We start from the raw sequence: 11,519 nt of genomic DNA on the forward strand, positions 1-11,519 counted from the left end.
CGCCATGAACGCGATGCAGGGCAATGTCGCAGCCAATGCGACGATGGAAAAGTTCGGGCACCCGCATACCCTCGTTGCGGAATTCGCGCATTGGGTGGTGCTGACCCGTCCGGCACAGCCGACGCTGGGATCGTTGGTGCTGGCGGCGAAATCCGATGCCACCGCCTTTGGGGATCTTCCGGGAGAGGCGCATGCCGAACTCAAGGTCGCCACGGCCGCGATCGAAGCGGCCCTGGGGGAGGCGGTCGGCTATGCCCGGCTCAACTATCTCATGCTGATGATGGTGGATCCCCATGTCCACTTCCACGTCATCCCCCGCTACGAGGGCGCGCGCGAGTGGCAGGGCCGCGAGTTCGTGGACTGCGGCTGGCCGAAAGTGCCCGATCTCGGCCACGCCGTGGCGCTGGAAGGGGATGACCTTTCAGCGCTCGTGGCCTGGCTGAAGGCGCACTTCGGCTGATCGACCGCAAAGCATCGTCCCGGACATGATCCGGGACGATCAAGACGCTCGGCTCACCAGGTATCGGTGAGCTTCGTGGCGATTTCGATGTCGTTGAGGAAATCGACTTCGGCCCAGTCGAGGCCCTCGATGGAGACGGTGCCGACCTTGCCGGTGGGCGCGATCGAATCGATCACCTTGAGATACCAGTGCTGGACGCCTTCGGGCGTGCGCATGGCCTGGCGCACGGTTTCGCGGAACAGGTCCGCCCCTTCGCCGCGGAAGGCGAGGAAGCCGATCGATTCGGAGTTGGACTGCCGGGCCGTCAGCGTCTTGCCGATATGCACGAGCCGGCCGTCCGCCTCGCGCTCCACTTTCATGTCGTCGCTGTCGTAGCCCTCGGCTTTCACGTCGACGGTGACGGTGATCGGCCAGGGCTTGCCGTTCGGATCGGTAGCGCCCTGCTGGACCTTGTTCACGATTTCCTCCGAAACGAGGGTATCGCCGTTCAGGATCAGGAAGTCGCCGCGCATGGCCTCGCGCGCGATCCAGCAGGAGCCGAGGTTGTCGGCCACCTTGAAGAAGGGGTTGAAACGAACCGTCACTTCCACGCGCGGATCGTCGATGCGGTTCAGATGCTCTTCCAGCATGTCGGTCATGAAGCCGGTGACGACGTCGATCCGCTTCACCCCGCCGCGCGCGAGCATTTCGATCTGCCATTCGATCAGCGACTTGCCGGTGAAGTCGATCATGCACTTGGGCCGCTCGGCGGTGAGGGGGAGCAGGCGCGAGCCCTGGCCGGCGCTGAGGAGGATGGCGTGTTCGATCATGGATTTTCGCGCTTCGTCAAAGGGGGGAGATGCCCCGCATCTAGGGATTGCCGGCCAAAAGGAAAAGATGCGGCGGGAAAGGCTTGAGCCGGGGCCGCGGGTATTAATTCATTCAGCATGGGGACATCCCTGATCGGCACAGCTTGCAAGTCCCTTCCCCCTCGTTCACATGCAGCCGCGATGTCCGCCAAATTTCACCGCCGTGAGAGCAAATCTCCGCTAGGGCGGATACTCCAGAACACTGCCTGGCTGCTGGGCGGCAAAGGTTTCGGCGCCGTTTGCGGCATTGCCTACCTCGCCATCCAGACCCGTTCGCTGGGCCTCAAGGATTTCGGCCACTTTTCGCTGATCTTCGGAACGGCGCAGGCGCTGATCGCGCTGGCCAGCTTCCAGACCTGGCGCGTCGTCGTGCGCTACGGCAGCGAGCACGTCCATGAAAAGGACTGGGGCAAGCTGGGCCGCCTGGGCATGCTCTGCGGCCTGCTGGATGCCGTGGGCGCGATCATCGGCTGCGGGCTGGCGGCGGTCCTGATCTACGGCTTCGCCCATATGCTGGAGCTGAACCCGCATTTCATCGACGTGGCCTTCTGGTTCTGCGTGGGTTCGCTCTGGGCGCTGGTCTCCGCGCCCACCGGCATCGTCCGCGCGCTCAACCGCTTCGACATGGCCGTCTATGTAGAGGCGATCGTGCCCAGCGGCCGGCTGGCGGCGTCGCTCGTCATCTGGATGACCGGCCCCAGCGTCGGCCGCTTCCTGTTCGCCTGGGCCGCGATCGATATTCTCGAAGCGCTGCTCTACTGGATCATGGCGCGGCGGCTCTGCCCGGAGGCCGTGAACCTTTCGAACTTGCGCAACTGGCGCAAGGCGATCGACGAGAATCCCGGCGTCACGCGCTTCTTTATGCAGACTTACGTTGCGTCCACGCTGGATGCGGCGATGAAGAACGGCCCGCTGCTGATCGTCGGCGCCTGGGTCGGCACCAAGGCGGCGGGTCTCTATCGCCTCGCCTCGCAGCTGTCGCAGGCGCTGAGCAAGCTGTCCTCGCTGCTGACGCGCTCGGTCTATGCGGAAGTGGCGCGCGCGCGCGTCTCCTCGGCCGCGGCGGAGTTCCGCAAGCTGGCGCTCCAGACCAGCAAGATCGCCGGCCTGGCCGGGATCGTGGTGGTCACGGTGGCAGTGCTGCTGGGCAAGCAGATGCTGGAAGTGATCGGCGGCGACGATTTCGAACAGGGCGCCGCGATCCTCGTGCCCCTGACGCTGGCGGCCAGTTTCGACCTTGCCAGTGTCGCCTTCGAACCGGTGCTCCATGCCACCGGCCGGGCGCGGCATTCGTTGGTGGCCCGCCTGATCGCGCTGATCGGCCTGGCGGTGGGGCTGGTGTTCCTGCTTCCGGTCGGCCCCAGCGGTGCGGCCTGGGCGGTCGCGGTGGGCGGCGCGGTGTCCTACATCGTCATGGGCCTTATGGCCTGGCGCACGCTCCAGCAGATCGACCGGAACGAGATCAGCATCATGCCCGATCCCGAGGGCGATCTGCCCGTGGCCGATTCGGCCGTGACCTGACGCTCGACAGGCGCGGCTGGAGGGGTATCATGCCCCGATGCTCTCTACCGCGAACACTCTGGCCAAGGAGGCTGCGGGCCTCGCCGATCGCATCGTCGCGCTGCGCCGCGCCATTCACGCCGAACCCGAGATCGGGCTGCACAACCCCAGGACGCGCGACAAGATCCGCGCGGCGCTGGCCCATCTCCCGCTCGAATGGCGCGAAGGGCCCTCGACCACGGGCCTCGTCGCCACGCTGAAGGGCGGCGCGGGAAGCGGCGGCTGTGTGCTCCTGCGCGGCGATACCGATGCCTTGCCCATGCCCGAGGAAACCGGGCTTGACTTCGCCTCGACCGTGCCCGGCGTCATGCATGCCTGCGGGCACGACACTCATGTCGCCATGCTGGCGGGCGCGGCGGAAATCCTGGCCGCCCGCGCGGAAAGCCTGCCCGGCGAAGTGCGCTTCATGTTCCAGCCGGGGGAGGAAGGCCATCACGGCGCCCGCTTCATGCTGGAAGATGGGCTGCTGGGCGGCGAGGGGCAGGACCGGGCTCTGCCCGATGCCGCCTTCGCGCTCCACATCATGCCCAATGCCCCGCATGGCGTCATCGGCGGGCGCGCCGGGCCGCTGATGGCGGCGGCCGACGAATTGCGCATCACTGTTACCGGGCGCGGCGGTCACGCCTCGATGCCGCACGACACGGCGGACCCCGTGCCCGTCGCCTGCGAAGTGGTCTCGGCGATCCAGACCATGGTGGCGCGGCGTTTCAGCGTGTTCGATCCGGTGGTGGTGACGATCGCCCGCATCGAGGCGGGCAGCGCCCACAACGTCATTCCCGACAGCGCGCGGCTGACCGGCACGATGCGCACGCTCTCGCGTGAGAATCGCGCGCGGCTGAAGGACGAATTGCCGCGGCTGGTCGCGGGAATCGCCGGGGCGCATGGGCTGACCGGCGACACGACGATCCTCGACGGCTTCCCGGTGACGATCTGCGATCCGCGCGCGGTGGCCCTGGGCGAGGGCGTGGCCCGGGACCTGTTCGGCAGCGAGGCGTTCCGGCGCCTGCCCGATCCGATCATGGGCGCGGAGGACTTCGCCTATGTGCTTGAAAAAGTGCCGGGCGCGATGTTCTTCCTGGGCGTTGCCCCGGAAGGCGCGGACTGGAAGCACTGCTGCGGCATCCATTCCACCCGCATGATGGTCGACGAAAGCGCCCTCCCGCGCGGTTCGGCCTTCCTGGCCGGCCTCGCGCAGGACTGGCTCGCGCGCGGCTTCAGCTAAGGCAGACGACGCCCTCGGCCGAGGCATGCGCTCAGCGAATCAGGCCTTCACGTCTTCCCACTCGGGATGCCGCCGGAAGGCCGCGACCACGTAGCTGCACAAAGGGGCGATCTTGAAGTGGTTCTCCCGCGCGTCGGCGACCATCGCCTCGACCAGCCGTGCCGCCACGCCGCGATTGCCGATTTCCGAAGGAACGAAGGTGTGGTCGGCATAGTGGACGCCGTCGCGAGTCTGCCAGGTCAGCTGGCCGGTGGCGTCGCTGTCCGCAAGGTGCGCCTGGTATTCGCCGCCGGTTGCGGTCTCGTGCTTGGTGATGGTGACGCCTACCATGGACATGTCTCCTGAAAAGGTCCGCTTGACGGCGCGTGCGTCCGCTTACAGGGCATATGGTCATGAAATTCCTCTCCGACAACGCCGCAAGGGTCCACCCGAAGGTCTGGAAAGCCATGATGGCGGCAGACGCTCCCGATTCGCCTTACGACGGCGATGGGCTGAGCCTGGAGCTGGACGCGCGCTTTTCCGCGCTGTTCGGGCGTGACTGCGCGGCGCTCTGGGTGGCGACGGGAACGGCGGCGAACTGCCTGGCGCTTTCCGCCATGGTCGAGCCGCACGGCGCGGTGATCTGCCACCGCGAGGCCCATATCGAGATGGACGAGGGCGGTGCGCCCGGCTTCTATCTCCACGGCGCCAAGCTGCTGCTGGCCGGCGGAGAGGGCGCCAAGATCGCGCCCGATGCCATCGCCGAAGTGATCGACCCGATTCGCGACGGCGTGCACCAGGTGCAGCCCCATGCGATCTCGATCACTCAGGCCAGCGAATATGGCCGCGTCTACCGGCCGGGCGAACTGGCCGCCCTTGCCGATTTCGCACGCGATCGAGGGCTGGGCCTGCATATGGACGGCGCCCGCTTCGCCAATGCCGCGGCGTTTCTCGGCGGCAGCGCGGAGATGACGGCGGGCGGCGTGGATGCGCTCAGCTTCGGCATGGTGAAGAACGGCGCCATGAGCGCGGAGGCCATCGTGTTCTTCGATCGCTCCATGGCGGAGAAAGTGCGCTTCCGCCGCAAGCGGGCAGGGCACCTGCAATCGAAGGGCCGCTATCTGGCGGCGCAGATCCTCGCCATGCTGGAAAGCGACCTCTGGCTGGACAATGCCCGCGCGGCCAATGCGGCTGCCGCCGAGATCGCCGTCGCCGCCGGGGACCGTCTGCTGCATCCGGTGGAAGCCAACGAGATATTCCTGACGTCCACCGCGGCGGAGCGGCTGGCGCTGCGCGAACAGGGCTTCGCGTTCTACGACTGGGGCGATCACGCCGCCCGCCTCGTCACTGCCTGGGATTCGCGCGAAGACCATGTCGCGGCCCTCGCCCAAGCGATTGCCGGGCTGTGAGCGGCGCGGCCGAGCCTGTACCGGGCTTCATGAAGCCTGCCGTGGCGCTGCCGTTCCTGCTGGTCGCGCTGATCTGGGGATCGACCTGGTTCGTCATCACCGGGCAGATCGGGGAAGTGCCCGCCAGCTGGTCGGTCGCCTGGCGCTTCGTGCTGGCGACGCCGGCGATGTTCCTGGTGGCGGTGGTGATGAAGAAGAGCCTGAGGCTCGGCACCGCGGGCCAGTTGCTGGCTCTGGCCGTGGGCGTGGCGCAGTTCTGCGGGAACTACAACTTCGTCTACCGCGCCGAGATGCACCTCACTTCGGGTATCGTCGCGGTCATGATCGGGCTGCTGCTCGTGCCCAATGCGATCCTGGCACGCCTCCTGCTGGGCCAGCCGATCACCTGGCGCTTTGCCATCGGCAGCGCGATCGCCATCGCCGGCCTGGCGCTGCTGCTGCTGCACGAAGCGCACGAGGCCCCGCTGGGCGGCAAGGTCCTGCTCGGCACCGTCTTCGCGCTGATCGCGATGATGTGCGCTTCGGTTTCGAACGTGATCCAGGCCAACGACACCGGCAAGGCGCTGCCGATGGTGAGCCTGCTGTCCTGGGCCATGCTCTACGGAACGCTGGCCGATGTCGCGATTGCCTGGGCTCTGGCCGGTCCGCCGGTGATCCCCGCCGATCCGAAATACTGGATGGGCACGGCCTATCTGGCCATTCTCGGTTCGGTGGTGACGTTCCCGCTCTATTACACGCTGATCCGCCAACTGGGAGCGGGCAAGGCGGCCTACAACGGGGTGATGGTGATCATCATCGCCATGCTGATCTCGACCGCGTTCGAGGGTTATCGCTGGTCGCTGCTGGCGATTGCCGGGGCGGCGCTGGCGACGGTCGGGCTGGTCGTGGCGCTGAGGGCCCGCAGCCCTTCGCGGTAAGTGGGGAAGCGCAGGCGCCAGCCAAGCACGCGTTTCGCCTTGCCGTTGGCTATGCGGCGGTTCTCGGCATAGAACCCTCGCGCCATGGCCGACAGCCGCGCTTCCTCCACCGATTGCATCGGCGGCAGCGGCTGGCGGAGCAGGCGGCAGGCTTCCTCCACCAGGCTATTCTGGCTGCACGGCAGGTCGTCGGCCAGATTGTAGGCCCCGGCCGGTCCTTCCAGGCCGGCGATCACGCCGGAAGCGATGTCTGCCACATGGACGCGGCTGAACACTTGCGCGGGCAGGGCGATCCGGTGCGCGCGGCCTTCGAGAACCCGGTCCAGTGCCGAGCGACCCGGACCATATATGCCGGGCAATCGGTAGACCCGCGCGCCCAGTTTCAGCCATTCGCCGTCCGCCTCGGCCCTGGCGGTGCGCCGCCCCGTGCCGACCGGCGCGCTCTCGTCCGCCCAGGCGCCGCCGGTGTCGCCGTAGACCCCGGTCGAGGAAAGATAGGAGAGCGCCAGCCCCTTCAAGGCATCGCCGTAGCGCTCCAGCACGGGATCGAGCGGCTCGCCCCGGCCTTCCTTGCCGGGCGGAACGGAGGACAGCACATGATCGGCATCGGCCAGGGCCAGGCGCACATTGCCTTCGTCTTCGAAGGAGAGCGTACCCTCGCTGCCGGTGGAGATCACTTCCCAGCCGCGGGCCGAGGCCCGATCCGCGATCACCCGCGCGGTATAGCCCAGCCCGAAGATGAACAGTCGCTTCGGTATCGCGGCGGGCATCGGCGGGGCACTCCTCTTGATTCGCGTGTGAATTCGTCGCGCCATGACTGGCATTCGATGCACAAGGCTCTAGTTTAGCGGCATGGACATTGCCAGCACCCCCGCCACGCCCGACGCCAATCCGCAGATCGCCGATGCTGCCCCCGCGCCGCAGGCGCCGCCGGTCATCCACCGGGAGGACTATCTGGCCCCGGCCTGGCTGGTGCCGCAGATCGCGCTCGATTTCCGCCTGGGCATCGACGAGACGCATGTGCTCTCCACGCTTTCGGTCCGCCGCAATCCGCAAGGCAACGGCACCGCGACGCTGCGCCTGAACGGCGACCAGCTCACCCCGCTGGCGATCCGCGTGGATGGCGAATCCGTGAACGACTGGCGCATGGACGGTGCCGACCTGCTGGTGGAACTCAGCGGCGAAGCGCACGAGCTGGAGATCGAGACCGCGGTCAATCCCGCGGCCAACAGCCAGCTCATGGGCCTCTATGCCTCGAACGGCATGCTCTGCACCCAGTGCGAAGCCGAAGGTTTCCGCCGCATCACCTTCTTCCCCGACCGGCCGGACGTGCTCTCGACTTATTCGGTGCGCATGAGCGGCGACAAGGCGCGCTTCCCGATCCTGCTCTCCAACGGCAACTGCACCGCCACGGGCGAGGGCGAGAACGGCACGCACTGGGCGGAGTGGCACGATCCCTGGCCGAAGCCGAGCTACCTCTTCGCGCTCGTCGCAGGCGATCTCGTTGCCAACCATGCCGATTTCACCACCCGCTCGGGCCGCAAGGTAGACCTCAACATCTGGGCGCGCCCGGGTGACGAGCAGCGCACCGGGCACGCGATGGATTCGCTGATCCACTCGATGCAGTGGGACGAGCAGGCCTTCGGGCGCGAGTACGATCTCGACTTGTTCAATGTCGTCGCCGTGTCGGACTTCAACATGGGCGCGATGGAGAACAAGGGCCTCAACGTCTTCAACACCCGCTACGTCCTTGCCGAGCCGGAAACCGCCACCGACGCCGATTACGACGGTATCGAGAGCGTGATCGGCCACGAGTATTTCCATAACTGGTCGGGCAACCGCGTGACCTGCCGCGACTGGTTCCAGCTCTCGCTCAAGGAAGGCTTCACCGTCCTGCGCGACCAGCTGTTCAGCGCCGACATGGGCAGTGAGGCCGTGAAGCGCATCGAGGATGTGCGCGTCCTGCGCTCGGCCCAGTTCCCTGAGGATTCCGGGCCGCTCGCCCATCCGATCCGGCCTGATTCCTATCAGGAAATCAGCAACTTCTATACGGCCACCGTCTACAACAAGGGCGCCGAGGTGATCCGCATGATGCGGACCATGGCCGGGCCGGAGACGTTCCGCCAGGGCACCGACCTCTATTTCGACCGCCACGACGGCGAGGCGGCGACCTGCGAGGACTTCGTCAAGGCCATCGAGGACGGCACCGGGCTCGATCTCGCGCAGTTCCGCCTGTGGTACTCGCAGGCCGGCACTCCGCAAGTGGCCGTCGAACTGGCGCACGAGGGCGAGACCGCCACGCTCACGCTGACCCAGATCGTGCCCGCCACGCCCGGCCAGCCCGAGAAGCAGCCCGTGCCGATCCCCTTGCGCGTCGCCCTGTTCGATCGCGACAGCGGCCGTCATTCGGGCGAGCAGCTCGTCGTGCTGGACAAGGGCAGCGACAGCTTTGCCTTCGAAGGCTTCGCGCGCCCGCCGGTCGTTTCGATCAACCGCGGCTTCTCGGCGCCCGTCGCCATCGACATGGAGCGTTCGAACGAGGATCTCGTCTTCCTGGCCGCGCACGACGACGATCCATTCGCCCGTTACGAGGCGATGCAGAGCCTGGTCGTGCAGCATCTGGTAGCGGCCGTGGGCGGCGGGCTTGCGGATGCCGCCCGCGCCGAAGGCCGCCGGGCGATCGGCGAGGCTTTCGCCGCGGTGCTGGCCGACGCGGCGCTGGATGACCTGATGCGCGGCGAACTCATGGTCCTGCCGGGCGTCGCTTACCTGGCCGAGCAAGTGCTCGTGGCCGATCCTGCCGCGATCCATGAGGAGCGCGAGGCTCTCAAGGCCTGGCTGGGCGGCGAACTGGCGGAACTTCTGGGAACGCTGCACGACCGCGTCTCCGCGCTGCCCTACAGCCGCGATGCCGCCGCCCGCGGCGCGCGCAAGACCAAGGCCCAGGCGCTGGTGCTGATCGCCGCAGGCGATGCCGCCGAGGGCGCGCGCCGCGCCATCGCGCAGTACCGCGCGGCCGACAACATGACCGACCGCCAGTCGGCCCTGACCGTGCTCTGCAACCTCGACGGCCCCGAACGCGAGGAGGCCCTGGCCGATTTCCTGCGCCGCTATCAGGGCAATGCCCTCGTCATCGACAAGTGGTTCGCGCTGCAGGCAGGCTCGTTCCATGCACAGGTCCTGGAGCATATCGAGGCGCTGGCGCGGCACCCAGAGTTCACGCTGAACAACCCCAATCGCGCCCGCGCGCTCTACATGACGGCGGCGGTGAACCCGAAAGCCTTCCACGACGCCAGCGGCGCGGGCTACCGGATGATCGGAAATCTGATCCGCCAGCTCGACCCGATCAATCCGCAGACCACCGCGCGCTTCGTGCCGCAGCTCGGGCGCTGGCGCCGGATCGAACCGGGCCGCGCGGCGATGATGCGCGCGGAACTGGAGAAGATCGCCGCCGAACCCAACCTCTCGCGCGATGTGCGCGAACAGGTGAGCAAGAGCCTTGGCTGAATCGGCGGGCGATTCCGTGGCCGAGGCTGTCGAAGTCAACCGGGCGGGCGTGCTGGAAGGGCTGCCGCACGGTTTCCTCGGCCGCCGCGGCGGGGTGAGCAGCGGGGAGGTCGAGGGCCTCAATGTCGGCCTCGGTTCGGGGGACGAACCGACGGCGGTGGCGGAAAACCGCCGCCGCGCCGCCGATGCCGTGCTGCCCGGCGCACCGCTGGCCTCGGTCTACCAGGTGCATTCGCCCGATTGCGTGACCTTGGGAGAGGCGCTCTGGTCCGATGCCGAGCGGCCCCATGCCGATGGCCTTGTCACCGATCGCCCCGGGGTGCTGATCGGCGTGGTCACGGCGGACTGCGCGCCGGTGCTGCTTGCAGACCGGGAGGCCGGCGTCGTCGGCGCGGCCCATGCCGGCTGGAAAGGCGCCATCGGCGGCGTCACCGACAGCACCATCGCTCGGATGATATCGCTGGGCGCGGCGCGTTCGCGCATCGTCGCGGCAGTCGGCCCCTGCATCTCGCAGGCTTCCTACGAAGTGGACGAAGGCTTCCGCAGCCGCTTCCTGGCCGGGGAAGACGGCAATGCGCGCTTCTTCTCGTCCGGGCGGGAAGGGTACTGGCAGTTCGACCTGGAGCACTATGTCGCCGCGCGGCTGGAAGCGGCCGGAATCGGCGCGGTGGAGCGCCTGGGCCTCGATACTTATTCAGCGCCGGAGCGTTTCTATTCCTACCGCAGGGCCACCCACCGGGCCGAGGCCAGCTACGGACGCCAGATTTCGGTGATCGGACTGGCCTGAGCTTGCCCCGTTCACGGCCCGACAGAGGGCGTCGCCGAACAGTTATACCTTGAATTTGTTGATGACGATCCATCCCTGCCCAACCAAAAAGGCGGTTGGCAGGGCTGGCTTCCCTGTATATCAGGGCCGCAAAGTCGGTATTCGTTTCGGGTCGCTCCCGAGGCATCTAACCGTCAACGGGGGGCCGTTTACGGGGATACCAGACAAAAAATAGAATTGGTCAGGAATCTGGGCTTGCTACCGGAATCCCGGGAGTAGGTTGTCAATAACAAGGCAAGGGCAATCATGGCAGAAGCAGATGGCGTGCGGCGGCGCGATTTCATCAATATCGCCGCGGTAAGCGCGGCGGGTGTCGCCGGCGTGGGCATCGTCGTCCCGCTGGTCAGCCAGATGTCCGCATCCGCGGACGTTCTCGCGGCGTCTTCGACCGAGATCGACATCTCGTCGATCCAGCCCGGTCAGGCCATCAAGGCAATCTTCCGCAAGCAGCCGGTCTTCGTGCGGAACCTGACGCCGCATGAAATCACGGAAGCCAACAAGGTGGACGTTTCCTCGCTGCGCGACCCGCAGACGCTTGAGGAACGCACCAAGGAAGGCAAGGAAAACTGGCTCATCACCATGGGCGTGTGCACCCACCTCGGCTGCGTCCCGCTCGGCGCCGGCGAAGGGGAGCCACGCGGTGAATTCGGTGGCTACTTCTGCCCCTGCCACGGTTCTTCCTACGACACTGCCGCCCGTATCCGTAAGGGCCCCGCGCCCAAGAACCTCGAAGTTCCGGACTACGCGTTCACCACCGACACGGTCGTAAAGATCGGTTGAGGCCAAGAGAG

General features: G+C 67.1%; 11 protein-coding genes. 8 read left to right on the top strand and 3 right to left on the bottom strand.

The annotated features are described in order from the left end of the window. Positions 1-4: 4 nt before the first annotated feature. Positions 5-460 carry an HIT family protein gene (locus ACZ1J6_RS18865; protein WP_465127741.1) on the top strand — a complete coding sequence of 152 codons (456 nt, stop codon included), beginning with the start codon at positions 5-7 and terminating at the stop codon, positions 458-460. A 53-nt stretch (positions 461-513) separates the two neighbouring features. Here the strand turns inward: ACZ1J6_RS18865 and ACZ1J6_RS18870 are convergent, their stop codons facing one another. Continuing rightward, positions 514-1,269 (bottom strand): phosphocholine cytidylyltransferase family protein, encoded by a 756-nt coding sequence (locus tag ACZ1J6_RS18870; RefSeq protein ID WP_431567103.1) that lies wholly within the window; start codon positions 1,267-1,269, stop codon positions 514-516. Positions 1,270-1,449: 180 nt separating this feature from the next. Between ACZ1J6_RS18870 and ACZ1J6_RS18875 the strand changes: the two genes are divergently transcribed. Then, positions 1,450-2,829, top strand: a complete 1,380-nt coding sequence (locus ACZ1J6_RS18875) for a lipopolysaccharide biosynthesis protein (RefSeq protein ID WP_132269751.1) — start codon at positions 1,450-1,452, stop codon at positions 2,827-2,829. Positions 2,830-2,866: 37 nt separating this feature from the next. After that, positions 2,867-4,090 carry a M20 metallopeptidase family protein gene (locus ACZ1J6_RS18880; RefSeq protein WP_465127742.1) on the top strand — a complete coding sequence of 408 codons (1,224 nt, stop codon included), beginning with the start codon at positions 2,867-2,869 and terminating at the stop codon, positions 4,088-4,090. Positions 4,091-4,129: 39 nt separating this feature from the next. Here the strand turns inward: ACZ1J6_RS18880 and ACZ1J6_RS18885 are convergent, their stop codons facing one another. Then, positions 4,130-4,420: a GNAT family N-acetyltransferase gene (locus ACZ1J6_RS18885; RefSeq protein ID WP_132269755.1), complete on the bottom strand. Its 291-nt coding sequence runs from the start codon at positions 4,418-4,420 to the stop codon at positions 4,130-4,132. Between the two features lie 62 nt (positions 4,421-4,482). On the opposite strand from ACZ1J6_RS18885, the gene ACZ1J6_RS18890 reads away from it, so the two are divergent. Beyond that, positions 4,483-5,478 (top strand): threonine aldolase family protein, encoded by a 996-nt coding sequence (locus ACZ1J6_RS18890; RefSeq protein ID WP_465127743.1) that lies wholly within the window; start codon positions 4,483-4,485, stop codon positions 5,476-5,478. 29 nt (positions 5,479-5,507) lie between these two features. Then, on the top strand, positions 5,508-6,395 hold the full coding sequence (locus ACZ1J6_RS18895) for a DMT family transporter (protein WP_134096295.1): 888 nt from the start codon (positions 5,508-5,510) through the stop codon (positions 6,393-6,395). On the opposite strand, the gene ACZ1J6_RS18900 is transcribed toward ACZ1J6_RS18895, so the two are convergent. Further along, positions 6,305-7,165: a Rossmann-fold NAD(P)-binding domain-containing protein gene (locus tag ACZ1J6_RS18900; protein ID WP_134096266.1), complete on the bottom strand. Its 861-nt coding sequence runs from the start codon at positions 7,163-7,165 to the stop codon at positions 6,305-6,307. The genes ACZ1J6_RS18895 and ACZ1J6_RS18900 overlap by 91 nt on opposite strands. An 82-nt stretch (positions 7,166-7,247) precedes the next feature. Here ACZ1J6_RS18900 and pepN point away from each other — a divergent pair, with 82 nt between their 5' ends. The 3 genes from pepN to petA all read left to right on the top strand — a co-directional run bounded on the left by pepN (position 7,248) and on the right by petA (position 11,508). Continuing rightward, the gene (gene pepN, locus ACZ1J6_RS18905) at positions 7,248-9,902 is read left to right on the top strand and encodes an aminopeptidase N (RefSeq protein WP_465127744.1); all 2,655 of its coding nucleotides are present in this window, start codon (positions 7,248-7,250) and stop codon (positions 9,900-9,902) included. A 16-nt stretch (positions 9,903-9,918) separates the two neighbouring features. Next, positions 9,919-10,689, top strand: a complete 771-nt coding sequence (pgeF, locus tag ACZ1J6_RS18910; RefSeq protein WP_465128274.1) for a peptidoglycan editing factor PgeF — start codon at positions 9,919-9,921, stop codon at positions 10,687-10,689. Between the two features lie 285 nt (positions 10,690-10,974). Next, the gene (gene petA / locus ACZ1J6_RS18915) at positions 10,975-11,508 is read left to right on the top strand and encodes a ubiquinol-cytochrome c reductase iron-sulfur subunit (RefSeq protein WP_132269763.1); all 534 of its coding nucleotides are present in this window, start codon (positions 10,975-10,977) and stop codon (positions 11,506-11,508) included. Positions 11,509-11,519 lie beyond the last annotated feature (11 nt).

The sequence above is a fragment of the Novosphingobium sp. BL-S-21 genome, from assembly GCF_055521655.1.